The sequence below is a fragment of the Reyranella sp. genome (assembly GCF_965229815.1).
Taxonomy (GTDB): Bacteria; Pseudomonadota; Alphaproteobacteria; order Reyranellales; family Reyranellaceae; genus Reyranella.
This window is the reverse complement of sequence record NZ_CBDDJN010000002.1, coordinates 2068774-2093851: the sequence shown is the minus strand read 5'-3', so window position 1 is coordinate 2093851 and position 25078 is coordinate 2068774. Positions and strand designations below refer to the sequence as shown.

The 25078-nt window shown below is 70.6% G+C and carries 20 protein-coding genes; 10 read left to right on the top strand and 10 right to left on the bottom strand.

Annotation, left to right across the window (positions count from 1 at the left end):
- Positions 1–13 precede the first annotated feature (13 nt).
- Positions 14–940: an SDR family NAD(P)-dependent oxidoreductase gene (locus ACO073_RS10515; RefSeq protein WP_421997231.1), complete on the bottom strand. Its 927-nt coding sequence runs from the start codon at positions 938–940 to the stop codon at positions 14–16.
- Between the two features lie 85 nt (positions 941–1025).
- Here ACO073_RS10515 and ACO073_RS10510 point away from each other — a divergent pair, with 85 nt between their 5' ends.
- Positions 1026–1634, top strand: a complete 609-nt coding sequence (locus ACO073_RS10510; RefSeq protein ID WP_421997230.1) for a TetR/AcrR family transcriptional regulator — start codon at positions 1026–1028, stop codon at positions 1632–1634.
- On the opposite strand, the gene ACO073_RS10505 is transcribed toward ACO073_RS10510, so the two are convergent.
- Positions 1624–2562 (bottom strand): sterol desaturase family protein, encoded by a 939-nt coding sequence (locus tag ACO073_RS10505; RefSeq protein ID WP_421997229.1) that lies wholly within the window; start codon positions 2560–2562, stop codon positions 1624–1626. The two genes, ACO073_RS10510 and ACO073_RS10505, sit on opposite strands and share 11 nt — an antisense overlap.
- Positions 2563–2615: 53 nt before the next feature.
- Between ACO073_RS10505 and ACO073_RS10500 the strand changes: the two genes are divergently transcribed.
- A complete protein-coding gene (locus ACO073_RS10500; protein WP_421997228.1) occupies positions 2616–3230 on the top strand; it encodes a TetR/AcrR family transcriptional regulator in 615 nt (204 codons plus the stop codon).
- Between the two features lie 45 nt (positions 3231–3275).
- Complete coding sequence (locus tag ACO073_RS10495; protein ID WP_421997226.1) at positions 3276–4880, top strand: ABC transporter substrate-binding protein; 1605 nt, start codon at positions 3276–3278, stop codon at positions 4878–4880.
- Positions 4881–5262: 382 nt separating this feature from the next.
- On the opposite strand, the gene ACO073_RS10490 is transcribed toward ACO073_RS10495, so the two are convergent.
- Both ACO073_RS10490 and ACO073_RS10485 read right to left on the bottom strand, forming a co-directional pair.
- Entirely contained in the window at positions 5263–5916 is a 654-nt protein-coding gene (locus tag ACO073_RS10490; RefSeq protein WP_421997225.1) for an ureidoglycolate lyase, read from the bottom strand.
- The gene (locus tag ACO073_RS10485; protein WP_421997224.1) at positions 5916–7517 is read right to left on the bottom strand and encodes a lysine--tRNA ligase; all 1602 of its coding nucleotides are present in this window, start codon (positions 7515–7517) and stop codon (positions 5916–5918) included. The genes ACO073_RS10490 and ACO073_RS10485 overlap by 1 nt, the downstream gene beginning before the upstream one ends.
- 70 nt (positions 7518–7587) lie before the next feature.
- Between ACO073_RS10485 and ACO073_RS10480 the strand changes: the two genes are divergently transcribed.
- Both ACO073_RS10480 and ACO073_RS10475 read left to right on the top strand, forming a co-directional pair.
- The gene (locus tag ACO073_RS10480; protein WP_421997222.1) at positions 7588–8748 is read left to right on the top strand and encodes a YbfB/YjiJ family MFS transporter; all 1161 of its coding nucleotides are present in this window, start codon (positions 7588–7590) and stop codon (positions 8746–8748) included.
- A 375-nt stretch (positions 8749–9123) separates the two neighbouring features.
- Positions 9124–11913, top strand: coding sequence for an ATP-dependent DNA helicase (locus ACO073_RS10475; RefSeq protein WP_421997221.1), 2790 nt, complete (start codon positions 9124–9126; stop codon positions 11911–11913).
- A gap of 113 nt (positions 11914–12026) precedes the next feature.
- Here ACO073_RS10475 and ACO073_RS10470 read toward each other — a convergent pair whose 3' ends face one another.
- Positions 12027–12986, bottom strand: coding sequence for a D-2-hydroxyacid dehydrogenase (locus tag ACO073_RS10470; protein WP_421997220.1), 960 nt, complete (start codon positions 12984–12986; stop codon positions 12027–12029).
- A 212-nt stretch (positions 12987–13198) separates the two neighbouring features.
- On the opposite strand from ACO073_RS10470, the gene ACO073_RS10465 reads away from it, so the two are divergent.
- Positions 13199–14194: a Bug family tripartite tricarboxylate transporter substrate binding protein gene (locus ACO073_RS10465; protein WP_421997219.1), complete on the top strand. Its 996-nt coding sequence runs from the start codon at positions 13199–13201 to the stop codon at positions 14192–14194.
- 177 nt (positions 14195–14371) lie between these two features.
- Here the strand turns inward: ACO073_RS10465 and ACO073_RS10460 are convergent, their stop codons facing one another.
- Complete coding sequence (locus ACO073_RS10460) at positions 14372–15421, bottom strand: LLM class flavin-dependent oxidoreductase (RefSeq protein WP_421997218.1); 1050 nt, start codon at positions 15419–15421, stop codon at positions 14372–14374.
- Positions 15422–15458: 37 nt separating this feature from the next.
- Between ACO073_RS10460 and ACO073_RS10455 the strand changes: the two genes are divergently transcribed.
- On the top strand, positions 15459–16553 hold the full coding sequence (locus ACO073_RS10455) for an NAD-dependent epimerase/dehydratase family protein (protein ID WP_421997217.1): 1095 nt from the start codon (positions 15459–15461) through the stop codon (positions 16551–16553).
- Positions 16554–16574: 21 nt separating this feature from the next.
- Here the strand turns inward: ACO073_RS10455 and ACO073_RS10450 are convergent, their stop codons facing one another.
- Both ACO073_RS10450 and ACO073_RS10445 read right to left on the bottom strand, forming a co-directional pair.
- The gene (locus tag ACO073_RS10450; RefSeq protein WP_421997216.1) at positions 16575–18155 is read right to left on the bottom strand and encodes a DHA2 family efflux MFS transporter permease subunit; all 1581 of its coding nucleotides are present in this window, start codon (positions 18153–18155) and stop codon (positions 16575–16577) included.
- A complete protein-coding gene (locus tag ACO073_RS10445; RefSeq protein WP_421997214.1) occupies positions 18155–19285 on the bottom strand; it encodes an HlyD family secretion protein in 1131 nt (376 codons plus the stop codon). The genes ACO073_RS10450 and ACO073_RS10445 overlap by 1 nt, the downstream gene beginning before the upstream one ends.
- Positions 19286–19508: 223 nt before the next feature.
- On the opposite strand from ACO073_RS10445, the gene ppk2 reads away from it, so the two are divergent.
- Together ppk2 and ACO073_RS10435 are read left to right on the top strand one after the other, a co-directional pair.
- Positions 19509–20429 (top strand): polyphosphate kinase 2, encoded by a 921-nt coding sequence (gene ppk2, locus ACO073_RS10440; RefSeq protein ID WP_421997213.1) that lies wholly within the window; start codon positions 19509–19511, stop codon positions 20427–20429.
- A gap of 27 nt (positions 20430–20456) precedes the next feature.
- Positions 20457–22781: an Orn/Lys/Arg decarboxylase N-terminal domain-containing protein gene (locus ACO073_RS10435; protein WP_421997212.1), complete on the top strand. Its 2325-nt coding sequence runs from the start codon at positions 20457–20459 to the stop codon at positions 22779–22781.
- A gap of 57 nt (positions 22782–22838) precedes the next feature.
- Here the strand turns inward: ACO073_RS10435 and ACO073_RS10430 are convergent, their stop codons facing one another.
- Together ACO073_RS10430 and ACO073_RS10425 are read right to left on the bottom strand one after the other, a co-directional pair.
- Complete coding sequence (locus ACO073_RS10430; protein WP_421997211.1) at positions 22839–23069, bottom strand: hypothetical protein; 231 nt, start codon at positions 23067–23069, stop codon at positions 22839–22841.
- A gap of 62 nt (positions 23070–23131) precedes the next feature.
- Complete coding sequence (locus ACO073_RS10425; protein WP_421997425.1) at positions 23132–23995, bottom strand: LysR family transcriptional regulator; 864 nt, start codon at positions 23993–23995, stop codon at positions 23132–23134.
- An 86-nt stretch (positions 23996–24081) separates the two neighbouring features.
- Between ACO073_RS10425 and dapA the strand changes: the two genes are divergently transcribed.
- Entirely contained in the window at positions 24082–24981 is a 900-nt protein-coding gene (gene dapA / locus ACO073_RS10420; RefSeq protein WP_421997209.1) for a 4-hydroxy-tetrahydrodipicolinate synthase, read from the top strand.
- The last annotated feature ends 97 nt before the right edge of the window (positions 24982–25078 follow it).

Below are 25078 nucleotides of genomic sequence, written 5' to 3'. Positions count from 1 at the left end.
CGGGCCCGAGAGATTAGTTCATGACCGCCTGAGCGGTGCGCCGGGCGAAGAGATCGAGCTCGTCCTGCCAGTCGACGCGGTGGGAATCGCGCGAGCTCGGTATCTCCCTCAACGTATAGTCGACATGCAGGCCGGTGCCACGGGCGAAGGCGCGCCCGGTCAGCAGCTCGGCGTATGCCGCTCCCGAGCGGGCGGCCGTGCTCGCCCCCGGCACCAGGCGCGCCACCAGCGGCATCACGTTCGACCAGGCCCATTGCTCGAAAGCGCCACGGTCGCGGGCCAGACCGGTGCCCGGCATCAGCCCGGGATCGAAGGCAATGAAGCGCGGACCGTCCGTGCCGCAGCGGCGCGCCAGCGCGTAGACCTGGAGGACGGCGCAGAGCTTGGAGGTGGCATAGCGGTCCATCCCCTGCTGCCGGGCCGACGCCGTCGCATCGAGGTCGCCCCTGGCCACGCGCTCGGCGCCCGTGAACAGGCCGCCGCGAAAGCCGAACATGCGGGCCTCGCGCTTCGTCGGGTCGTGCGTGCCGCTGGCCGTCAGCACGACCGGCGCGGCGGGCGCGAGACGGGGCAGCATCCGCTCGATCAGCACGGCATGGCCCAGCCAGTTGGCCTGGAAGGTCTCGTCGTAGCCGTCGCGGGTGAGGCGTGGCAGGCCGACGAACTGCAGGCCGGCATTGGCCGCCAGGGACGCGAGCCTCCCGCCGTCGAGGCGGGCTGCCACCAGGTCGGCAAACGCCATCGTCGATTCGAGCGAGAGCAGGTCGAGCGGCAGGATGGCCAAGCGGTCGGCCGGCGCCAGCCCGCGCAGCGCGTAGGCCCGGTCCGGCCGGCGCGCGCCGGCGATCAGGCGGCAGGCCGGATCGGCGAGCAGATGGCGCGCCGCCTCGAGGCCGAGGCCTGACGTCGCGCCGGTGAGGAGATGGACGGGAGCGGGCATCTTGCCTCCATGCTTTGACTTCGACCGTGGTGTGTCGAAGATGGGCATGGCCGCACCCGCGGTCGATTCGCATGGAGTTCCGCCCGTGCCCGCCGCGCTCAAGCCCCGCAAATCGCCCAGCCAGGGGCGCTCGACGCACACCGTCGAGGCGATCGTCGAAGCCGCCATTCGCATTCTGAGAGACGATGGCTGGGCCGCGGTCACGACCACCCGCATCGCGCAGCGCGCCGGCGTGTCGGTCGGCTCGCTCTACCAGTACTTCCCGAGCCGCGAGTCGATCGCCGTCGAGATCGTGCGCCGCCGCACGCGCGCCTTCCTCGAGACCGTGCTGGCCGTCGATCTCGCTGGCGTGCGCGGCGTCGACGCCGCCGCGGAGCGGTTCGTGGCGGCGTTCGTCGCCGAGAAGCGCCGGTCGCTCGACCTGTCGCTGGCGATCAAGGACGCCCATCCCGAGGTCCAGGGCCGACACGCGATCATCGAGGAAGCCCGCACCTTCGTTCCCGCCCTGCAGGCCAAGCTCGCCGGCGCCCTCGGCCGGACGCCCGATCCGGCGCGGCTCGCTTTGTCGCTGGCGGTCGTGGAGGGGGCGGTCTGGGAAGCGCTGTCGCAGGATCCCGGGCTGATCGAGCAGCCCGAGACCCTGGCGATGCTCGGCCGCCTGTTCACGGCCGCGCTCGGCGAGCTCAGCCCATGATCGGCTGGGGCTGGCCGCGCCGCGGGCGAGCCGGCTGCGCCTCGGCCGCGCGCTTCTTCAGCTCGGCCGCGGTCAGGCCCTTTCCGTCTGGACGCCAGCCCGGCGGTCCGAAGAGGAACATCCAGGCCTCGCGCGGCGAGCGGGCCGAGGCGACGTCCTTCGCGAGGCCGATCCACGGCAGGACGTTCAGCGCGATCGGATTGCGCGACGAGGTCGGCTGCGCGACGAGGCCGTAGTCGCAGGGCAGGTCCTTGCGCTCCGCCACGTAGGTGCCGAACAGGCGGTCGAAGACGATCAGCACGCCGCCATAGTTGGCGTCGAGATACTCCGGGTTGCGGGCGTGATGGACGCGGTGGCTGGACGGCGTGTTCAGCACGTACTCCAGCCAGCCCAGCCTCGGGATCCAGTCGGCGTGCAGCCAGAACTGGTAGAGCAGGTTGAGGAACAGCGCCGTCAGCACGGTCGTCGGCGTGAAGCCCAGCAGCACCAGCGGGGTGAAGAACAGCGAGGTGCCGGTGAACTTCCCGAACCAGCCCAGGCGATAGGCGGCTGCGAGGTTGAACTGATTGGGCGAGTGGTGGACCGAATGCGCGGCCCAGAACCAGCGCGAGGTGTGGCTCACGCGGTGATACCAGTAATAGAAGAACTCCAGGCCGACGAAGAGCAGCAGCACCGACCAGACGCTGTCGAGCGACTGCGTGAACAGCCGATGGTCCCACACCCAGGCCAGCCAGGGTGCCGCCAGCGTGTAGGGAATGAAGGCCAGCAATCGGCGGCCCGCCAGGTCCGCCAGGGAACAGCCCCAGGCCTTCCAGTCGTAGGCGACGCCCCGCCGGTACTGCAGCCACAGGGCCTCCACGAGTCCCGCGATCATGACGACGGGGAGGAGGACGAGATAGAGGGTGCCGATTTCCTGCATGCCCGTCATATTATGAGCATTGCTCATATTCGAAACTCGCGTTCCCCTGCCACGCCATCGCCATGCCCCCTCGCCGGCAAGTCCCTGAAACCAAACGAAGAGTCCCGCGCCAAGCCCGCTCGGCCGAGACCGTCGCGCTGATCCTCGAGGCCTCGGCTCAGATTCTCGAGGCCCGCGGTCTTGCCGGCTTCACGACCAATGCCGTGGCCGAGCGGGCCGGGGTCAGCGTCGGCACGCTCTACCAGTACTTTGACGACAAGAGAGCGATCCTGGTCGCGCTGGCCCGTCAGGAGGTCGAGGCTACCCTGACGGAGCTCAGGAAGGCGACCACCGCGCCGGAAGAGGCCACGGTCGAAGGCCGCGCCAGGGCCGCGGTACGGGCGATCGTGAACGGCTTCCGGGGCCGCCTGCGGGCGCGCAAGGCGGTTGTCCAGGCGGTCCTCGCCCAGGGATCCGGCGTCGAGGTCATGGCGCCGGTCGCGGCCTTCATCGCCGCCCAGCCGCGGCTGCTGCTGCCGGCCTTCACCGACGTGCAGCTCTTCGTGCTGTCGCGCGCCCTGCTCGGCACGATCCGCGCCGCGGTCCTCGAGGAGCAGCCGTTCTTCCGCAGCCGCGCCTTCGAGGACGAGCTGGTGCGCCTGATCGCAGGCTATTTCCGCGCCATCATCGCTACGTAACGCCGGGGTCATCGCCCGATCACGCGGAGCGGGCAGCGTGCGGCGATGAAGCTCCTTCGACGCCATGCGCTCGGCCTTGCCGGCGCCTTCGCCCTGCCCCGCATCGCGATCGCCCAGGGCGACAATCGCCCCTCGATCACCATCGCGGTCCAGAAGATCTCGACCTCCAACACGCTCGAGCCGATGCGCGAGCAGTCCAATGTCGGCCAGCGGGTCTTCTACACCTTCGCCGAGACGCTGACCGACCATGCCTGGACCGGCGACCTGTCGCTGCAGCCCGGCCTCGCCGAGAGCTGGCGCCGCATCGACGGCCGCACGCTCGAGCTTTCGCTGCGCAAGAATGTGCGCTTCCACAACGGCGATGCGATGACCGCCGAGGACGTGGCCTTCAGCTTCGGGCCCGAACGCATGTGGAGCGGCAGTTCGGTCGACACGCGCGGCATGTGGGTCTCGACCACGCCGGGCGCGACCTCGAAGGTGCCGCCGCCGGAGGCGCCCAAGATCGCCATGGCCGCCTATCCCGGCTTCGAGCGCATGGAGATCGTCGACAAGCACACCGTGCGCTTCGTCAACAAGGTGCCGGACGCCACGCTCGAGGGCCGCCTGACGCGCAACTGCGGCGCCATCTTCTCGCACCGCGCCTTCGCCGAGGCCAAGACCTGGCTCGACTGGGCGCGCCAGCCGGTCGGCACCGGCCCCTATCGCATCGTCGCCTACAAGCCCGATGCCGAGCTGCTGCTGGAGGGGTTCGACGACTACTGGGGCGGCCGCCCGCCGATCCGGCGCATCCGCTTCGTCGAGGTGCCCGAGGTTGCCCAGCGCGTGAACGGCCTGCGGGCCGGCGACTTCGACTTCGCCTGCGACATGCCGCCGGACCAGATCGCCACCATCGAGGCCAGCCCGAAGCTCCACGTGGTCGGCGGGCCGATCATGAACATCCGGCTCACCATCTTCGACAAGCACCACCCGACGCTCGCGGATCCGCGCGTGCGCCGCGCCATGACCCATGCCGTCGACCGCCAGGCCATCGTCGATGCGCTGTGGGCCGGCCGCACCCGAGTGCCCAAGGGGCTCCAGTGGGACTTCTTCGGCCCGATGCTGCTGACCGACTGGGCGGCCCCGGCCTACGACCCGGCGGAAGCCAGGCGCCTCCTCAAGGAGGCCGACTACGACGGCGCCCCGGTGCCCTACCAGATGCTCAACAACTACTACACGAACCAGGTGCAGACGGCGCAGATCATGGTCGAGCAGTGGAAGGCCGTCGGCCTGAACGTCGCCATCGAGATGAAGGAGAACTGGGGCCAGATCCTCGGCCGCTTCCCCGGCCGCGGCATCTGCGAGAACTCCAACTCGTCCTGGTTCAACGATCCCGTGGCCTCGCTGGCCGCCTACGCCCCGGGCGGCCAGACCTGGGAAGCCGGCCAGTGGGAGAACGAGGAGATGCCGTCGCTGATGGCCAACCTGCAGGCCGGCATCGACGTCGAGCAGCGCCGCCGCGACTTCCGCCGCATCCTCACGATCATCGAGCGCGAGGATCCCGTCTACAACATCGTCCATCAGAACGCGACGTTCACCGCCAAGCGCCGCGACTACAAGTGGCGGCCGGCACAGTCTTTCGTGGTCGATTTCCGCGCCAGCAACTGGGGCTGACCCCTCCGTCGCCGCAGACGGCGACACCTCCCCGCGCTGCGCGCAGGGAGGAGATTGAAGAAGCCCTCCCCGTCACAGACGGGGAGGTGTCCGCGCAGCGGACGGTGGGATCATGGGCCCCCTGAAGCCTCTCGACCCCTCCGTCGCCGCAGACGGCGACACCTCCCCGCGCTTCGCGCAGGGAGGCGTACTGACCTTCCTCCTCCCCGTCGCAGACGGGGAGGTGTCCGCGCAGCGGACGGAGGGGTCATGAATCCGGCTGAAGCCTCTCGACCCCTCCGTCACCGCAGACGGCGACACCTCCCCAGCAGAGCTGGGGAGGAGTACTGACCTTCCTCCTCCCGTCGCAGACGGGGATGTGTCCGCGCAGCGGACGGACCGGTCAGAGAGTGTGCGGCAGAGGGACGTTGAGCAGGACGCCCTGCTCGTTGGCGAGGTCGCAGCTCACGCGGCCATGGACCTTGCCCTGCCGGTCGAAGAAGCGGCCCGACGGGGTCACGGGGAACACGCCCTCGTGCCAGATGCCGGGATGGATGTAGATGCCGAAACTGCCGTCCGACCACAGGGCGACGAAGTCCTCGGGCGCGAGATCGTCGCCGGGCTTCGCGACCGGCACGACGAACGGCTGGCCGTCGAGCGGGAAGAAGAGCTGGCCGCCGTCGGGATGGTAGTTGCAATGCCACAAGAGCACGCGGTCGCCGGCCAGGGCCACGCCCGGCCGCGCCTGCTCCGGCCGCTCGCGGAAGCCGATGACATAGTGGCCGCCCACCGCCTCGTTGCGGCCCAGCAGCTCGTTGCCCTGCCATTCGCAGGCGAACACGCCCTGGGTCGTGCCGCCCTCGATGCCGGTGCCGGCGTCGAGCCGGCGCCAGCCGCTGAGCGGCCAGGGCACGATCTCGATGCGATGGTCCTTGGCGCGGGCGATCTCGCCGTAGCCGCGGATCGACTCCTCGGTGGCGCGCACCACCGGCACGTCGACCAGTCGCAGGCCGGCGGGGACCTTGGGATTGAGATAGTCGAAGACGACCTGGTCCATCACGCGGCCCGGCTCAGATCCTCGCCCGCCAGCGCCCGCTCGATCAGCGTCACGACATTGTCGCGGCCGTAGAGCTTGATGAAGGCGCCCATGCGCGGCCCCTGCTCGCTGCCCAGCAGCACCTCGTAGAGCGTCTTGAACCACTGCCGCAGCTCGGCCTGCGCGAAGTGGCGCTTGCCCGCCTCGTAGACCTCGTTCTGGATGAACTCGGCGGTCGAATCCTCGGGCAGGCCGCGCAGCGTGTCGGCGAGGTCCTGCAACGCCTCGCGCTCCTTCCCGGCAGGGAGGCGGAACTTCTTCGAGGCCTTCACGAAGTCCTGGTAGTAGGCCACGGCGCCGGTCAGCAGCCGGTCGAGATAGGGCGCGTTCTCGGGCGTCGCCCCCGGCACGTAGCGGCGCAGGTACTGCCACAGCACGTCCTTGCTGTCGGTGTGGGCGACGCTGGCGAGATTGAGCAGCATGCCGAAATTGACGCCGGCCGAGTGGTGGTCGACCGGCTTGCCGTCGTGGATGTGCCAGGCCGCATTCTCCAGCGCCTTGGCCGGCTCCTCACCGGGCAGCTTCTCGACCGCGGCGAGATAGTCGTCGACGGCGCGCGGGATCACGTCGAAGTACAGGCGCTTGGCCCGCCGCGGCTGCTGCTGCATGTAGAGCGCCAGCGATTCCGGCGGCGCATAGCGCAGCCATTCCTCGACCGACAGCCCGTTGCCCTTGGACTTGGAGATCTTCTTGCCCTCCTCGTCGAGGAAGAGCTCGTAGTTGAAGCCCTCCGGCGGCTTGCCGCCCAGGATGCGCACGATCTTCGCGCTGAGCTCGGCCGAGGGGATCAGGTCCTTGCCGTACATCTCGTAGTCGACGTCGAGCGCGAACCAGCGGCCGGCCCAGTCGGCCTTCCACTGCAGCTTGACGTTGCCGCCGGTGACCGGGGTCTCGACCAGGGTGCCGTCCTCGTCGCGGTAGACGATGGTGCCGGCGTCGGCATCGACCTTGACCAGCGGCACCTGCAGCACCCGCCCGGTCTTCGGCGAGATCGGCAGGAAGATCGAATAGGTCGCGCGGCGCTCCTCGCCCAGCGTCGGCAGCATGACCGCCTGCACCTCGTCGTAGTGCCGCAGCATGGTGAGCAGCATCCGGTCGAAGCGGCCCGACCGGTACCAGTCCGTGGCCGACTGGAACTCGTACTCGAAGCCGAAGGAATCGAGGAAGGCGCGCAGGCGGGCGTTGTTGGCCGCGCCGAAGCTCGGATGCTCGTTGCTGAACGGATCGGGGACCGCGGTCAGCGGCTTGCCGAGATGGGCCGCCAGCATCTCCTTGTTGGGCACGTTGTCGGGCACCTTGCGAAGCCCGTCCATGTCGTCGGAGAAGCAGAACAGGCGCGTCGGCACGTCCGACAGCCGCCGGAAGGCCTGGCGCACCATGGTCGTGCGCACCACCTCGCCGAAGGTGCCGATGTGCGGCAGGCCCGACGGGCCGTAGCCCGTCTCGAGCAGCACGTACCCCTTGGCCGGCGCTTTGCCGCCGATACGGGCGACCAGCTTGCGGGCTTCTTCGAACGGCCACGCGCGCGCGGCCTCGGCGAGGGAACGATCGGTCTGGGACATGGAACCGGCGAAACTAGGAGCGGCGGCGATTTGCGTCAATGCGGGCCGCGAGCCCAAAGTGCCGCGCATCATGGCCCGGACCCCCCTCCTCCTGGCGCTCGGCGGCGGGCTCGCCATGGCGGCCGGCATCGGCGTCGGACGCTTCGTCTACACGCCGATCCTGCCGCCCATGGTCGAGGCGCTGTCGCTCAGCAAGTCGCAGGCCGGGATGATCGCGTCGGCCAACTTCCTGGGCTACCTCGCGGGCGCCCTGCTCGCCGCGCTCCGCCTGCCCGGCTCGCGGCGCGCCTGGCTGCTGGGCTCGCTTGCCGCCAACGCGCTCTGCCTCGCCGCGATGGGCCTCACGACGGCGCTGGCGGTCTTCCTGGCGCTGCGGCTGGTCGCCGGCATGGCCAGCGCCTTCACCCTGATCTTCGCCTCGGCGCTGGTGCTGGAGCGGCTGGCGCAGCAGGGCCGCGGCGAACTGTCGGCCGTCCACTTCGCCGGGGTCGGCAGCGGCATCGCGGCCTCCGCCGCGCTGGTCGCGCTGCTGCTGGCGGGCGGCGCGTCCTGGGCCGGCCTGTGGTTCGCGAGCGCCGCCCTCGCCCTCGTGGCGGGCATCGCGGTCGTCGTCCTGGTGCCGCCGGACACGCCCCGGCCCGCGACGGCCGCGGCAAAGCCCCCGCCGACGGGCGAGTCCCGCGGCTTCGCCGCTCTGGTCGTCGCCTACGGCCTGTTCGGCTTCGGCTACATCATCACCGCGACCTTCATCGTCGACATGGTGCGCGGCACGGCCGGGCTGGCGCCGCTGGAACCCTACATCTGGGTCGTGTTCGGCCTCAGCGCCGCGCCGTCGGTGGCGCTCTGGACCTGGATCGCCCGGCGCCGCGGCATCCTCGTCGCCTACACCTGGGCCAGCCTGGTCGAGGCGGCCGGCGTCGCGGTGAGCGCGCTGTGGCTGCACGCCGCCAGCGTGATCGTCTCGGCCCTGTTCGTCGGCGGGACCTTCATGGGCCTGACCGCGCTGGGGCTGGTGGCGGCGCGCGAGGGCGCCGGCGGCGATCCGCGCGGCCGCATCGCGCTCATGACCGCGGCCTTCAGCTTCGGCCAGATTCTCGGCCCCACCTTCGCCGGCTACCTGTACGATCGCACCGGCAGCCTCGCGACGCCGCAGCTGGTGGCCGCCGGGACTCTGGTGCTGGCGGCGGTTCTGTCGACGGTCGCCGACGCCCGACGCCGTGGCCGAATCTGACTGCTTCGCGCCCGGAAGCGGCGAACCGGAAAGCGTTCGCCACGCTTCTTCGAAGAGACGCGCAAGTCGTTGATGCATCCGATCTTTCGGCGCTGGAGACGGCCGATCGATGTCGCCTGGAATGCGACACGACGACAACACCCCCCTTCGCCGACGCTGCAGCCGGCGGGCTGATTCGGATAGACGATGCATAGAGCGAAGCGGCCGGAAGCCGCCGGAGCGCATGATAACTCATGTCACTTTACGGTGCACTAGTGTTATAGTCGCCGCCGCTTCCCGCCTCTCCCGTGCCGGCGTCGGCCCCCGGTCCTGCCGCCGCGAGCAACGAAACCGCCCACCCCCCTCCCGCCCGCATTGTGTGCTATCGCGCTGCCGATGGTGTCGCTGGCCAACCACCCGTCCCTCGTCGCGAGTGCGCGCGGCGCGCTGTGGCGCGCGCCCGAAAGCGACGGGCCGGAGGGCGGGCGGATCGAGCGGCTGACCGCGGCCGAGGTCGCCCGTCGCGCCGCGGCGCAGCCGCCCCTCGTCTGCCACGCGCCCGCCGTCGCGGCCCGGCTCGGCCTCGAGGACCTGCCGGCGCTCGACCTGCTCGAACTGTTCGCCTTCGTGCGGCCTGCACAATTCTGCCTGCCGACGCCGCGCGGCCTCGCCGAGGCGCTCGACCTGCCGGTGCCCGAGACGCCCGAGGAGCAGGCGGCCTGCCTGCCCGAGGCGGCGCGCGTCCTGCTCGACGAGCTCGAGGACATGGCGGCGCTGGCGAACCGCGAGCTGACCGACGTGGCGCTCAGCATGGCGCGCGGCCAGTGGGCATGGAGCGAGCCCGTGCTGGCCGCGCTCGGCCTCGACCCGGCCAGCCGCAAGATCCGTCCCGGCGCCGGCCTCGACATCTGGAAGAGCCTGCCGCAATGGGAGGAGCCACCGCCCGCGCCACCACCCTCGAGCCAGCCGGTCGAGCCGCGCGAGGCGCGGCTGCGCCTGGCGCAGATGATCGCCGCCGGCGCCAACATGGCCGAGGCGCGGCCGACCCAGAGCGACTATGCCTCGGCCGCGAGCCAGGCCTTCGCGCCGCGCCAGCAGGAGGGCGAGCCCAACGTCGTGCTGGTCGAGGCCGGCACCGGCGTCGGCAAGACGCTGGGCTATGTCGCGCCGGCCAGCCTGTGGGCCGAGAAGAACGGCGCCCCGGTCTGGATCGCTACCTACACCCGCAACCTGCAGCGCCAGATCGACAACGAGCTCGACCGGCTGCACCGCGATTCGGCGGAGAAGCGGCGGCGCGTGGTGATCCGCAAGGGACGCGAGAACTATCTCTGCCTGCTGAACTTCCAGGAGGCGGTGATGCGCACCGGCCTCGCCCCCGAGAACGCGGTCGGGCTCGGCCTGCTGGCGCGCTGGGCGCTGGCCAGCCGCGACGGCGACATGGTGGGCGGCGACCTGCCGGCCTGGCTGCTCGACCTGCTGGGGCGCAGCCGCATCACGCGGCTCGCCGACCGGCGCGGCGAATGCATCTACTCGGCCTGCGAGCACTACCGGAAGTGCTTCGTCGAGCGCACCATCCGCCGCGCCCGCCAGGCCGACATCGTGATCGCCAACCATGCGCTGGTCATGGTGCAGGCGGCGATGGGCGGGCTCGACGACGCGACGCGGCCGCTCCGCTACGTCTTCGACGAGGGGCATCACCTCTTCGACGCCGCCGACGGCGCCTTCGGCGCGCATCTGAGCGGCGTCGAGGCCTCCGACCTGCGCCGCTGGCTGCTCGGCGCTGAGGGCCGCCGCGGCAGCCGCGCCCGCGGCCTGGAACGCCGCCTGTCCGACCTGCTGGGCGAGGACGAGGAGGCGCACACCGCGCTGCGCCGGCTGCTGCAGCTCGCCCATCTCCTGCCCTCGCCGCAATGGCAGACGCGGCTGGCCGACGGCACCGTGCTCGGCCCGGCCGAGGAGTTCCTCGCCCTGGTGCGCCAGCAGGTGCGCGCGCGCTCGAGCGGCGACGACCAGGGCTTCGGCCAGGAATGCGACGTGCGGCCCCTCAACCCCGGCCTGCTGGAGGCGGCCGACCGGCTGGTCGAGGCGCTCGAGCAGATGCTGGCGCCGGTGCGCAGGCTGCGGCAGGCGCTGCGCACCAAGCTCGAGGGCGAGGCCGACAAGCTCGACAGCGGCCAGCGCGGACGCATCGAGGGCGTCGCACGCTCGCTCGCCAACCGCTGCGAGCTGACGCTGGAGGCCTGGCGCGCCATGCTGCGCGGCCTGCACAACGAGCCCGACCGTGCCTTCGTCGACTGGTTCGCCATCGAGCGCAGCCAGAACCGCGAGATCGACGTCGGCATGTACCGCCACTATCTCGATCCGACCGAGCCGTTCGTGAACTCGGTCATCGTGCCCTCGCACGGCGCCGTCGTGACCTCGGCGACGCTACGCGATTCGCTGGGCGTGCCGGCCGCCGCCAACGACGAGGCGCCTGAGGCGCTGGCCGACTGGACGGTCGCCGAGGCACGCACCGGGCTGCGCCATCTCCAGGCGCCGGCGATGCGCGCCGCCATGGCCTCGCCCTTCGACTATGCGACGGCGACGCGCGTGCTGATCGTGCGCGACGTCAAGCGCGACGACGCCGACCAGGTCGCCGCGGCCTATCGCGAGCTGTTCCTGGCGGCGGGCGGCGGCGCGCTCGGCCTGTTCACCGCCATCGGCCGGCTGCGCGCCGTGCACCAGCGCATCGCCCCGGCGCTCGAGGAAGCGGGCCTGCCGCTCCATGCCCAGCATGTCGGCGGCATGGATGCCGCCACCCTGGTCGACATCTTCCGCGCCGAGGAGCATTCGTGCCTGCTCGGCACCGACGCGGTGCGCGACGGCGTCGACGTGCCCGGCCGCTCGCTCAGGCTGATCGTGTTCGACCGCGTGCCGTGGCCGCGCCCCGACATCCTGCACCGCGCCCGCAAGGCCGCCTGGAAGGAAGCGGGCGCCGGCGCCAACGCCTACGACGACATGCTGGCCCGGCTGCGCCTGAAGCAGGCCTATGGACGGCTGATCCGCCGCGCCGACGATCGCGGCGTCTTCGTCATGCTCGACTCCCGCCTGCCCAGCCGCCTGCTGGGCGCCTTCCCGTCCGGCGTCGCGATCGACCGGGTCGGGCTGGCCGAAGCGGTGGCGGCGGTGCGGGAGTTCCTCGGGTAGCACTCATCGTCTTTCGGACCGCGGGCCTCCAGGCTCGCTCAGGATCATGAGCGGGCCTGGAGGCCCGCGGTCCAGAAGAACATGATCCTGACCACGCAGTGGCGCGATGTCGCTCAGTACCCCGCGGTGCGGTCCACGACTTCCTTGAGCGGCGCGCCGTCGAGGAAGCGGCCGAGATTGTCGACGAACAGGCGGGCGACGAAGCGGTCGCGCTGGGGATGGGGGCCGCCGATGTGCGGCAGCACGATGATGCCCTCGGTGGTCCAGAACGGATGCTCCGACGGCAGCGGCTCCTGGCGGAACACGTCGAGCAATGCGCCGGCGATCGTCCTGCCCTTCACCGCGGCGATCAGGTCGTCGTCCTTGATCGCCTGGCCGCGCCCGAAGTTCAGGAGCCAGGCGGACTTCTTCATCTTCGCCAGCCTGCTGGCGTCGACGAAGTTCTCGGTCTCCGGCGTGGCCGGCAGCAGCAGCACGACGAAGTCGGCGCGCGCCAGCACCTCGTCGCTGCGGTCGCCCGGCAGCACCTCGGCGACATTGGCCACCGGCGTGACGCGCCGCTTGGTGCCGATCACCGTCATGCCGAGCGCGCTCGCGATGCGCGCCACCTCGGCGCCGATCGCGCCCAGGCCGAGGATGCCCAGCGTCTTGCCGGCCAGCGGCTGGGCAACGGTGTTGACCCAGGTCGACTTCTTCTGGGCCTCGGCCACCGAACGGTACGGCTTGGCGACGTGGAACAGCGCGCCGACGATGTTCTCGGGCATCGATTCGGTGTGGGTGCCGCGGGCGCAGGTGAGCGTCAGCCCGGCCGGCAGGTCGGGCAGCGCCAGCCAGGCCTCGACACCGGCGCTCATCGCCTGGGCCCATCGCAGCTTCGGCATCTGCGGCAGGACGCCGGCCGGCATGGCGCCGGCCATCAGCGCCTCGGTGCGCGCCATCTGCTCGGCCGAGGGCTTCTCCTTGCGCGGCAGGGTGTCGAGGGAAACGCGGTCGGCCAGGCCGGCGGCCTCGACGGCATCGAGGTAGGCGGCGGGCTGGTCCGTCCACAGCAGGACATGCGCGCGATTGGTCACGAAGCGGCTCCGGGTCGGCGGCGGGGCCGGCACCGTACCCGATCGCAGCCGCCATGCAACGGCGGCCCGCCGCCAGCCGATTCTCCAGCACGGTTTCGGAGAACGCGGCCGACAGGCGCGGTACCGGAAATGTGACCGCAAATAAGAGGTGCGCGGCGGCGCGCCTCCTCTAATGTCGCGACCAGAAAAAGTATTGTGGAGGTCTACCCAAGATGAAACGTCTGATCCTGCCGCGCCGCCGGGCCCTGATCCTGTCGGCCGGCGCCCTGGCATCGCCCATGATCGCCTCGGGGATCGCCCGCGCCGCGGCCGACTGGCCGAACAAACCGGTGCGGTACATCAATGTCTTCCCGCCCGGCGGACCGACCGACACGCTGTCGCGCATCGTCTGCCACGAGATGTCGGAGGCCACCGGCCAGCAGTTCATCGTCGACAACAAGTCGGGATCGGGCGGCAATGTCGGCGCCGACGCGATCGCCAAGTCGCCGCCGGACGGCTACACGATCGGGCTCTACACGATCGCCAGCCACGCGATCGCGCCGACGCTCTACGCCAAGCTGCCGTTCGATGCGGGCAAGGACTTCACCGGCATCGCCATGCTGTGGTCGGTGCCCAACATGCTGATGACGCGGCTCGACCTGCCGGCCAAGACGGTGCCGGAGCTGATCGAGCTCACCCGCGCCAACCCCGGCAAGTATTCATTCGCCTCGTCCGGCGCCGGCACCAGCCCGCAGATCAGCGGCGAGCTGTTCAAGCAGCTGGCCAAGGTGCAGCTCCTGCACGTGCCCTACAAGGGCAGCGCGCCCGCCCACCAGGACCTGCTGGCGGGCCAGGTCGACATGATGTGGGACAATATCCCGGGGCCGCTCGGCCTGATGCGCGGCGGCAAGGTGCGCGGCCTCGCGGTCACGTCCAAGCAGCGCCATCCCGCCGTGCCCGACATCCCGACGATGGCCGAGTTCCTGCCGGGCTACGAGATCACCTCGTGGGGCGGCATCTGCGCGCCGGCCGGCGTGCCGCAGGACATGGTCGAGAAGTGCTCGGCTGTCGCCAAGAAGGCGCTCGAGGCGCCGGCCGTGAAGGCCGCCTTCGAGAAGCAGGGCGCGACCGCGATCTGGATGAATCCCGCCGACACGGCGGCGTTCCGCGCCGCCGAGGAGAAGCGCCTGGCGCCGATCATCAAGGAGTCGGGCGCCCGGGTGGAATAGAGACAATCGGGTTCCTCTCCCCCGTCAGGGGGAGAGGAGCATGAGAAGAACAAGTTCTTTCGCTGCCGGGGGCACACCACTCTGCAGCGCCTCATCGGAGCGCGGACCTCCAGGTCCGCTCACCATCATGATGCGGACCTGGAGGTCCGCGCTCCAATGACCAGATGTCATGCCGCGCTACCGGAAGCGCGGCATGACCTCGCGACACAGCAGCCGCAGCGCCTCCATGACGCGGTCGTGGGGGATCAGGCTCCCGGGATTGAGCTCGGCCAGGATGCCGTCCAGGCCGAGCTCGTCATGCAGCTCCCGCAGCCGGCCGACGACGCGGTCCGGCGTGCCGACGATCATGCGCTCGCGCAGCACTTCCTCGTAGTCGATCGCCTGCATGCGGGCGCCGCGCTCGGCGCGGTTCTCGAGGGCGCGGGCGCCGCTTGCCGTCGCGGATTCGGCGAGGCGGCCGCCGATCGTGCGCAGCAGGTGCATGATGCTCTCGCGCGGCTCCTCGCGCGCGCGCTCGTCGCTGGCGGCGACGTAGACCGGCACGCGCAGGAAGACCTGGCCCTCGCCGGCGTGTCCGGCCTTCTTCCAGGCCGCGCGATAGGTCCGCACCAGCGGCGCCAGCTCCGAGAGGTTGCCGATGCGGGCGGCGACGAAGATCGGGTGGCCCATCTCGGCCACCTCGACATAGGTGTCGGGGCTGGCGGCGGCGATGCGGATCTCGGGCCAGGGCTGCTGCAGCGGCTTCGGCGCCAGCCGCACGTCGTCATAGGCGAAGTACTTGCCGCGATGGGAGAAGCGGTCCTCGGTGAAGGCGCGCTTCACGATCGCCAGCGTCTCGGCGAAGCGCTCGCGGCTCTCGCCATAGTCGACGCCGTAGGTCCTGTAGGTATGCGCGAAGCCGGAGCGGCCGACCCCGAAGATCAGGCGGCCGCCGCTCAGCTGGTCGACGGTCGCCACCTCCTCGGCGAGCCGCAGCGGATGGCAGAGCGGCAGCACCTGCACCGCCGTGCCGATCCGCAGCCGGCGCGTGCGCTGGGCGATGGCGGCGGCCAGGATGAGCGGCGCCGAGAGGACCGAGCGGTCCGGCGCGAAGTGCAGCTCGGCGAGCCACATCGCATCGAGGCCCCACTCCTCGGCCGCGTCGACCTGCGCCATCGAATGGGCGAAGGACTGGGCGGCCGTCTCTCCAGGCAACGCCTGGAACTCGTGGAACATGCCGAATTCCATCGGGCTTCCTCCCGGGGACGCATGGTAAGAGCGAACCATGGTCGCCAAAAGGGTCCTGATTGCCGGCGCCACCGGCCTGGTCGGCCAAGCCGCCCTGAAGCATTTCGGCTCGCAGATGGACTGCGCGGTGGTGGCGCTGTCGCGCCGCCGGCCAGCCGACACGTTCGGCGCCGCCTGGCACGCGCTCGACCTCGCCGACGCGGCGGCCTGCGCCAACCTCGCCCCTGCCTTCGCCGGCACGACCCATCTCGTCTATGCCGCCCTGCACGAACGGCCGGGACTGGTCGCCGGCTGGCAGGAAGAGGAGCAGATCCGCACCAACGACGCGATGCTGCGCAACCTGTTCGAGCCGCTGGAGCGCGCCGCGCCGGACCTGCGCCACGTCGCCCTGCTGCAGGGCACCAAGGCCTACGGCGTGCATGTGCGGCCGATGCTGGTGCCGGCGCGCGAGAACCGCTCGGAGATGCACGAGCAGCCCAACTTCTACTGGAACCAGGAGCGCTACCTGCGCGAGCGCCAGCCGGGCAAGGCCTGGGCGTGGTCGATCCTGCGGCCGGTCCTGATCGTCGGCAATTCGACGGGCAGCGCCATGAACGTGATCCCCGCGCTGGGCGCCTATGCCGCGCTGATGCGCCAGGCCGGCAAGACGCGGCTCGACTATCCCGGCGGCGTCGGCCGCGTGGCGCAGGCGGTCGATGCCGACCTGCTGGCCCGCGCCATCGCCTGGTCGGGCGAGGCGGCGACGGCGCGCAACGAGATCTTCAACGTCACCAACGGCGACGTCTTCGTCTGGCCCAACGTCTGGCCGGCCATCGCCGACGCGCTGGGCTTCGACGCCGGCGATGCCGTGCCGCTGGCGCTCGATCGCGAAATCCGGCCGCAGGAAGCGGCCTGGGCCGAGGTGCGCCGCCGGCACGGGCTGGTCTCCGGCACGCTGAAGGAGTTCGTCGGCCTGTCCTTCGAGTATGCCGACTACACGATGGGATTCGGCCGCACCAAGCCCGGACCGCCGGCGCTGGTGTCGACCATCAAGCTGCTGCAGGCCGGCTTCACCGAGGTGATGGACACCGAGGCGATGTTCCGGAAGGCCTTCGCCGAGATGCAGGCGGCGAAGCTGCTGCCGCCGCGCTGACGCGGCCGGGCCGCCTGCCCGTCATTCGCCGACGGCACCCGCCGGCGTCGCCGGGCGACGGAGCACGACCGTGGCGAGCAGGGCCAGGACCAGGGTGGCGCCCAGCGCATAGAAGGCGTCGGCGACCGCCATGACATAGGCCTGCTGCTGCACGCTGTCGGCGAGGGCGGCGATCGCCTTGCGCCCGGCGAGCAGGCGGTCGGACAGGCCATGGTCGACGAACTGCTGAACCAGGGCGTCGAGGCGCAGCCGCGTCGGCTCGTCGAACACCGAGAGCTGCTCGCCGACCCTGGCGACATGGAAGCGCTGGCGCTCGTCCAGGAAGGTCTGCAGCAGCGCGATGCCGATCGCGCCGCCGAGGTTGCGCGTGACGTTGAGCAGCCCGGAGGCGGAGCCGGCATCCGCCGCCGCGATGCCGCTCACCGCCAGTGCCGTGAGCGGCGTCATCAGCAGCGCCTGGCCGACCGCCCGCACCACGTTGGGCAGCAGGAGCTGGTCGGCGCCGACGTCGGCGGTGAGGTCCACGTTCATGAAGTTGCTGCCGGCGAACAGGACGAGCCCGGTGGCCACCAGCCAGCGCGGATCGAACCGGCGCATCAGCCACGGCACCAGCGGGATCAGCAGGAGCTGCGGCAGCCCGGTCCAGGCCAGGACGAAGCCGATCTGCTCCGCGTTGTAGCCCTGCACGCGGCCGAGATAGAGCGGCAGCATGTAGATGGAGCCGTAGAGCGCGACGCCGAGGAGAAACATGGCGGCGACGCCGGCGCCGAAGTTGCGGCGTCGCAGGAGGCGCAGGTTCAGGAACGGATGGGCCGACCGCAGCTCGATCCAGACGAAGGCCGAGAGCGCCAGCGCCGCGATCGCGGCGGTGCGCAGGATGAAGCCGGAGTCGAACCAGTCCTCCCGGTTGCCCTCTTCCAGGACGATCTCCAGCGCCGCCAGCCCGATCGCCATGGCGGCGATCCCGCCCCAGTCGCCCCGGCGCAGCAGGCCGAGCTGCATCGGCTCGCGCGCGAGCGTGAACCACAGCAGGCCGATCATCGCCAGCCCGGGACCGATGTTGACGAAGAACACGTACTGCCAGCCCCAGTTCTCGCTCAGCCATCCGCCGACGGTCGGACCGATCGCCGGCGCGAAGGTCGCGGCCATCGCGAAGATGGCGAGGCCCACCGGCTGCCGGCCCGGCGGCAGCAGCGTGATGACGAGGGTGAAGGCCATGGGGATCAGCACGCCGCCGCAGAGCCCCTGCAGGACCCTGAGGGCGATCATCTGGTCGATGTCCCGCGCGAGGCCGCAGGCGACGGAGAAGAGGACGAAGAGCGCGGCATTGGCGATCAGGTAGCGACGCACCGAGAACACGCGCGACAGCCAGCCGGACAAGGGGATGACGACGATCTCGGCGACGAGGTACGCGGTCGAGATCCAGGCGCCATCGTCGATGCCGGCGCCGAGCGCGCCGCGGATCTCGTCGAGGGAGGCGCTGACGATCTGGATGTTGAGCACCGCCATGAAGGTGCCGAGCGTCGCCCCCACCACCGCGAGCCAGGTCCGCAGGGGAACGGATTCGGCAACGACGGGCCCGGTCACGATGGCCCCGGTCATCAGGGTCCCCCGCCCGTCCGCGTGTCGACGGTCGCCCGCACCGACATGCCCGGGCGCAGGCGGCCGCTCAGCGTGTCGTGGTCGATCGCGATCCTGACCGGGACGCGCTGCACGATCTTCGTGAAGTTGCCGGTGGCGTTCTCGCCCGACAGGAGGGAGAACTGCAGGCCGCTCGCCGGCGCCACGCTGTCGACATGGCCGCGCAAGGTCACGTCCGGGAAGGAATCGACCGTGATCGCCACCGGCTGGCCGGGCTGCATGCGCGCGAGCTGGGTCTCCTTGAAGTTCGCCACGACATAGACCGCCTGCAGCGGCACGACGGCCAGCAGCGGCGTGCCGGCCTGCACGTACTGGCCGACGCGCAGCGAGCGCGCCCCGACCGTGCCGTCGATCGGCGCGACGATCGACGTGTAGCCGAGGTTGAGCTCGTCCTGGCGCAGGCCGGCGCTCGCGCGGTCGCGCTGGGCCTCGGCGCGGGCGCGCTCGGACTGCAGCACCTCGACGCTGCGCCGGGCGCCCAGCAGGCCGGCGCGGCTCTTGCGCAGCTGCGCCAGGCGCTCGCGCAGGACCGTCTCGGCCTGCTGCGCGCGCTGCACGCTGCCGTAACCGGACTTCCGGAGATCGCCGTAGCGCTCGTTCTCGGCCTCGGCCAGGGCGAGGGTCGCCTTGCCGGCGGCGATGTCGGCCTTCCCCTGGTCGATGGTCGCCTGCTGCTGGGCGATCCGGGCGTCGAGATGGCGCACCACGGCGTCGGCGCTGCCCAGCTCGGCCCTCGCCTCGTCGAGGGCGACGCGGAAGTCGCGGTCGTCGAGCCGGGCGACAACCTGGCCGGCCCGCACCGGCTCGTTGTCGCGGACCAGGACCTCGGTGATGTAGCCCGACAGGCGCGGCGAGACCGTCGTGTAGTCGGCGCGAATGTAGGCATCGTCGGTCGACTGCAGGTACCGGCCGACCGTCCAGTAGTCGTAGCCCTCCCGGCCCGCCAGCCCCAGCCCGGCGAGCAGCGCGAGGCCGAGCGCCGCCTGACGGGGCGACGGGCGTCCCAGGCCGGCCGCGTGACCGGCGCGGCTCAGGCCGATGGCGGCGACGAAGCACAACACGGGGGACAGGGCGGAGGACAGGGCGGACATCGGGGTCTCCTCGGGCCGGCAGTTTTCCAGCGCGCCCATGCTGAGCGGCGCCGGTATCCTGCAGACTGCGCGAGGGCGGCCTTCGGTTTCGTTGGTTTCGGACCGCGTCGCCCGGCGGACCGACGGCCTTGCGCGACGGAGCGCGATTGGCCGTCGTGCGTTGTCGTCAAACTGTCATCGCCTCCCACCACCTTCCGGGATGCGCGGATACAGGAGCAGGCCAATGGACGCGGACAAGGACAGCCAGACGCTCGAGGAGCGGATTCGCCAGGAGCTGGCGGACAGCGTCGACGAGGAGCTCGAGCAGGAGCTTGGCGACGACATGCTGACCCGGCTGCCCGGCCAGGTCGGCGACCTGGGCCAGGCCGACGGCATCGACCGCAAGCGTTACTTCACCGAGCTGCTGCGCCTGCAGCGCGAGCTGATCAAGCTGCAGGACTGGGTGGTGGCGCAGCGCCTGAAGCTGGTCGTGCTGTTCGAGGGCCGCGACGCCGCCGGCAAGGGCGGCGTCATCAAGCGCGTCACCCAGCGCCTCAACCCCCGCATCTGCCGCACCGTGGCCCTGCCGGCGCCGAGCGAGCGCGAGCGCACCCAGTGGTACTTCCAGCGCTACGTCGCCCACCTGCCGGGCGCCGGCGAGATCGTGCTGTTCGACCGCAGCTGGTACAATCGGGCCGGCGTCGAGCGCGTGATGGGTTTCTGCAACGCCGCCGACGTCGAGGAATTCTTCCGCACCGTGCCGGAATTCGAGCGCATGCTCGTGCGCTCCGGCATCATCCTGGTGAAATACTGGTTCTCGATCACCGATTCCGAGCAGAACCTGCGCTTCCTGATGCGCATCCACGACCCGATGAAGCAGTGGAAGCTCTCGCCGATGGACCTCGAATCGCGGCGGCGCTGGGAAGAGTACACCAAGGCCAAGGAGGAGATGCTGGCCCGCACCCACATCCCCGAGGCCCCGTGGTGGGTGGTCGAGGGCAACAACAAGCGGCGCGCCCGCCTGAACTGCATCCACCACCTGCTGCAGCAGGTGCCCTACGGCGACGTCGACCACCAGCCGGTCGTCCTGCCCGAGCGCCAGCACAAGCCGGACTATGTGCGCACGCCCGTGCCGGAAACGATGTACGTTCCGACCGTCTACTGAGCCCGGCCGCCGGACCAAGAGGACTTCATGGACTTCTTCCGCCGCTTCACCTTCCTGTTCTGCGCGCCCACCTTCGATCCCGAATCGTTGGAGGGCCAGCGGCTGGCCCAGATCACCATCGCCATCGAGAAGATGGGCTTCGAGGTCATCCGCGCGCGCGGCATCGAGGACGCGGAGATGGCCGTCCAGACCGACGCGGCCATCGGCTGCATGATCGTCGACTGGGGCAAGAAGGGCCTGGAGGGCAAGACGGCGGCGCTGATCAACCTGATGCGGCGGCGCGGGCTGGAACTGCCCATCGTCATCCTGGTGCGCCGCAAGCGGCTCGAGGACATCCCGGTCGAGGTGCTGGACTATATCGACGGCTACATCTTCCTCGCCGAGGAGACGCCGGAGTTCATCGCCAAGAATCTGGTGAGTCGCCTCAAGCAGTATGCCGAGACGCTGAAGACGCCGTTCTTCGGCGCGCTGGTCGACTATGCGGAGGAAGGCAACCAGCTGTGGACCTGCCCCGGCCACAATGGCGGCATCTTCTACAATCGCAGCCCGATCGGACGGATCTTCGTCGAGCATCTCGGCGAGGCGATCTTCCGCGACGACCTCGACAATTCCGTCCTCGAGCTGGGCGACCTGCTGGTGCACGAGGGTCCGGCCCTGCGGGCCCAGAAGGAAGCGGCGGCGATCTTCGGCGCCGAGCGCACCTACTTCGTGCTGAACGGCACCTCGTCGTCGAACAAGATCGTGCTGCAGGCGCTACTGGCCGAGGGCGATCTGGTCCTGTTCGACCGCAACAACCACAAGGCGGCCCATCACGGCGCCCTGTTCCTGGGCCAGGCGATCCCCGTCTATCTCGAGGCCGACCGCAACGCGCACGGGCTGATCGGCCCGATCTACCACGAGGCCTTCGACGAGACGGCGATCCGCGAGAAGATCCGCACCCATCCGCTGGTCGCCGACAAGGAGGCCTGGAAGCGCGAGCGCCCGTTCCGGGTGGCGGTGATCGAGCAGTGCACCTACGACGGCACGATCAACAATGCGCGCATGATCGTCGACCGGATCGGCCATCTCTGCGACTACATCCTGTTCGACGAGGCCTGGGCGGGCTTCATGAAGTTCCACCCGATCTACGCCGGCCGCTTCGCCATGGGCCTCGCCGGTCTCGGCCCCGACGATCCCGGCATCATCGCCACCCAGTCGACCCACAAGCAGCTCGCGAGCTTCAGCCAGGCCTCGCAGATCCACGTCAAGGACAGCCACATCACCGGTCAGCGCCGGCGGGTCGAGCATCGCCGGCTGAACGAGTTCTTCATGCTGCACGCCTCGACCTCGCCCTTCTATCCGCTGTTCGCCTCGCTCGACGTCGGCGCGCAGATGATGAAGGGCCGCTCAGGCGAGGTCCTATGGGACGACACGATCCGGCTCGGCATCGAGCTGCGCAAGAAGGTGCGCGCGATCCGCCGCGAGTTCGCCGAGCGCGAGCGCGACCCGGCGCGGCAGTGGTTCTTCGAGGCCTTCGTGCCCGACCAGGTGGGCAACGCGCGCTGGGAGGACCTGCCGACCGACGAGCTGGCCGGCAATGCGCGCTTCTGGGCGCTCGAGCCGGGTGCGGCCTGGCACGGCTTCGACCATGTCGCCGAGGGCTATGCCATCACCGATCCCAACAAGCTGGTGCTGCTGACGCCGGGCTTCGACCGCGCGAGCGGCGGCTATGCAAAGCACGGCGTGCCGGCGCCGGTGGTCGCCGAGTACCTGCGCGAGAACCAGATCGTGCCGGAGAAGAACGACCTCAACTCGATGCTCTTCCTGCTCACGCCGGGCGTGGAATCGAGCAAGGCCGGCACGCTGCTGAGCGCCCTCGTCGCCTTCAAGCGCCTGCACGACGAGAATGCCAGGCTCGACGACGTGTTCGCGAGCTTCGTGCGGCGGCGGCCGGCGCGCTACGGCGGCATGCGCCTGCGCGACCTCTGCGCCGAGATGCACGACTTCTACCGCGACCACGCGGTGAGCACGCTGCAGCAGGCGCAGTTCGCGCCCGGCCACCTGCCCGTGCCGGCGATGGCGCCGCACGAGGCGGTGCGCCGGCTGGTGCGCAACGACGTCGACTATGTGCCGATCGACGAGGCCGCCGGCCGCATCGCCACGACGCTCTTCGTCGTCTACCCGCCGGGCATCGCCTCGATCGTCCCCGGCGAGCGGCTCGACGAGCGCGCCAGGCCGATGCTCGACTACCTGCGCATGTTCGAGAAGGCGGCGAACCTGTTTCCGGGCTTCGACGTCGAGATCCAGGGCATCTACCGCGAGACCGGCGCCGACGGGCGCGTGCGCTTCCACACCTACGTGGTGCGCGAGTAAAAAAACGGCCCGGGCACGCGATCCGATGGATCGCGGCCCGGGCCCCTCGACGCCCCCTCAGAACGGCGCGAATACCCTCAGACTGTCGGAGATCTGCCGCAGGCCGGCGTGGGCCCTCGCCGCGACATTGCCGATGTCGCCGTTGCGATCGACCCACTGGCGCGCCTGGTCCGGCACCTTCATCCCCAACACGGTCGGCGGCAGGCGAAGTCGAAGATCCGTCGTCAGGGCGAGAAACAATATCGCCAGGAACCCGAGCTTCACTGTCCAAACGACCAGGAAACGCATGGCCGGATGATAGGTGGACGCGCCCCGCCACGACAGCGCGCGTTGGTATCATTTGTGTAACGTCAGCCCGCGAAGCTCGCCCGCACGTGGTCGGCCAGGTCGCGACCGGCGGCGCTGAGAGCGGGCGGCGCATAGAGATTGATCCGGAAGGACGGCAGCGGCGGCAGGCGCGCGGCCCGTGCCCGCGCGCCCTCGAAGATCTCGAAGCGCGGCGGCACCGAGGAGCGCAGCAGCGGCGCCACGGCGAGCCCCGCCTCGAGCACGGCATAGACCGGCTCCAGCCGGCTCACCTCGCAGACCGCGCGCCAGTCGCGCCGGGCGCGGCCCAGCGCCTCCACCGCGACGGGCCGGAAGAGGCAGGTCGGCGCACCGAGCGAGACCGGCAGCGGGTCGAGCCGATGCGCCTCGCCGCCGGGCGCCCCGACCCAGACCAGGCGATCGGTGCGCAGCGTCTCGCCGTGCCGCCCGCAGTCGGTCTCGGTGGTGAGCGCGAGGTCGACGCCGCCGGAGCGGAGCGCCTCGCGGACCACGCGCGAATCCTCGCAGACGAGGCTGACGCGGACCTGCGGACGCGCCCGCGCGAAGCGCTTCAGGATGGGCGGCACGAAGGTGGCGATGATGTCGTAGGGAACGCCGAGACGGACCTCGCCCTCGAAGGCCGGCGCCCGCATCGCCGTCCAGACCTCGTCATTCACGGCCAGCAGGCGGCGCGCCTGGGCGACGAGCCGCTCGCCGGCCGGCGCGAGCGCGAGCTTGCGGCCGCGCCGTTCGAACAGGCGGCAGTCCAATACCTCCTCCAGCCGCTTGATCTGCTGGCTGGCGGCGGCCTGGCTGAGGCCGAGCGCCGAGGCCGCCGCGGTCACGCCGTCGGAATCGACGACGGCGACGAAGGCCCGGAGCAGCGAGGGGTCGATGTCTTTACGCATAAGCACCTGCGAACGATCATATACGAAACATTCGTTTTGGTAATTCATTAACCGGCCCTAGCCTTCACGGTGGAAGGAGCACCGACATGATCACCGGCCTATGGCTTCCCCTCGTCACGCCGTTCCGGGACGGCGCCGTCGACCTCGCGAGCTACGAGCGGCTGATCGAGCACTATCTCGGGCTGGGCGTCGACGGGCTGTTCCCGCTCGGGACGACCGGCGAATCGCCCACGCTCGATGCCGACGAGATCGACGCGATCGTCGAGCGGACGGTCGACGTGGTGGCCGGCCGCGTGCCGGTGTTCGTGGGCGTCGGCGGCAACGCCACCCACAAGGTCGCCGCGGCGCTGCGCCGCCTCGAGCGCTTCCGCTTCGACGGCATCGTCTCGGTCTGCCCCTACTACAACCGGCCGGGCCAGGACGGGCTGGTCGCCCACTTCCGCGCCGTCGCGGCGGCGACCGACCGCCCGGTGATGATCTACAACATCCCCTATCGCACGGCCGTGAACCTCTCCAACGACTCGCTGCTGGAACTGGCCGAGATCGGCAACATCGTGGGCGTGAAGGACAGTTCCGGCAGCCTTGCGCAATCGCTCGACCTGCTGGCGCGCAAGCCCGCCAACGTTCCCGGGGGCTTCTCCGTGCTGACGGGCGAGGATGCGCTCTACTTCACCATGATGGCGAACGGCGCCGACGGCGGCATCCTGGCGGCGAGCCACGTCATGACCGGAGCGTTCGTCGAGGTCGGCCGGCGCTTCGCCGCCAACGACCTGGCGGGCGCCCGGCGAGCGTGGGCGCCGCTCGCCGCCTTCGTGCCGCTGCTGTTCGCCGAGGCCAATCCGATGCCGATCAAGCACCTTCTGTGGCGGCAGGGGCTGATCGCCTCGCCCGAATGCCGCCTGCCGCTGACGCGCATCTCCGAGGGGCTGGCGCGCCGGCTCGACGCCGCGGTCCTTCCGGGCGAAGCCGCACGCAGCGCGGCATAGGGGAGAGACAGTTGCCCGATACAGACTCGATGTCATCCCGAGCGTAGCGAGGGACCTTTCGAGCCGCCCAAAGGTCCCTCGGCCTTCGGCCTCGGGA

Coding starts and splice junctions, on each gene's coding strand:
- ACO073_RS10425 (WP_421997425.1), bottom strand. CDS start 23,995: ATGCGTAAAGACATCGACCCCTCGCTGCTCCGGGCCTTCGTCGCCGTC.
- ACO073_RS10455 (WP_421997217.1), top strand. CDS start 15,459: ATGGTCGCCAAAAGGGTCCTGATTGCCGGCGCCACCGGCCTGGTCGGC.
- ACO073_RS10445 (WP_421997214.1), bottom strand. CDS start 19,285: ATGTCCGCCCTGTCCTCCGCCCTGTCCCCCGTGTTGTGCTTCGTCGCC.
- ACO073_RS10505 (WP_421997229.1), bottom strand. CDS start 2,562: ATGACGGGCATGCAGGAAATCGGCACCCTCTATCTCGTCCTCCTCCCC.
- ACO073_RS10475 (WP_421997221.1), top strand. CDS start 9,124: ATGGTGTCGCTGGCCAACCACCCGTCCCTCGTCGCGAGTGCGCGCGGC.
- ACO073_RS10490 (WP_421997225.1), bottom strand. CDS start 5,916: ATGGACCAGGTCGTCTTCGACTATCTCAATCCCAAGGTCCCCGCCGGC.
- ACO073_RS10515 (WP_421997231.1), bottom strand. CDS start 940: ATGCCCGCTCCCGTCCATCTCCTCACCGGCGCGACGTCAGGCCTCGGC.
- dapA (WP_421997209.1), top strand. CDS start 24,082: ATGATCACCGGCCTATGGCTTCCCCTCGTCACGCCGTTCCGGGACGGC.
- ppk2 (WP_421997213.1), top strand. CDS start 19,509: ATGGACGCGGACAAGGACAGCCAGACGCTCGAGGAGCGGATTCGCCAG.
- ACO073_RS10480 (WP_421997222.1), top strand. CDS start 7,588: ATGGCCCGGACCCCCCTCCTCCTGGCGCTCGGCGGCGGGCTCGCCATG.
- ACO073_RS10435 (WP_421997212.1), top strand. CDS start 20,457: ATGGACTTCTTCCGCCGCTTCACCTTCCTGTTCTGCGCGCCCACCTTC.
- ACO073_RS10485 (WP_421997224.1), bottom strand. CDS start 7,517: ATGTCCCAGACCGATCGTTCCCTCGCCGAGGCCGCGCGCGCGTGGCCG.
- ACO073_RS10450 (WP_421997216.1), bottom strand. CDS start 18,155: ATGACCGGGGCCATCGTGACCGGGCCCGTCGTTGCCGAATCCGTTCCC.
- ACO073_RS10460 (WP_421997218.1), bottom strand. CDS start 15,421: ATGGAATTCGGCATGTTCCACGAGTTCCAGGCGTTGCCTGGAGAGACG.
- ACO073_RS10500 (WP_421997228.1), top strand. CDS start 2,616: ATGCCCCCTCGCCGGCAAGTCCCTGAAACCAAACGAAGAGTCCCGCGC.
- ACO073_RS10430 (WP_421997211.1), bottom strand. CDS start 23,069: ATGCGTTTCCTGGTCGTTTGGACAGTGAAGCTCGGGTTCCTGGCGATA.
- ACO073_RS10465 (WP_421997219.1), top strand. CDS start 13,199: ATGAAACGTCTGATCCTGCCGCGCCGCCGGGCCCTGATCCTGTCGGCC.
- ACO073_RS10495 (WP_421997226.1), top strand. CDS start 3,276: ATGAAGCTCCTTCGACGCCATGCGCTCGGCCTTGCCGGCGCCTTCGCC.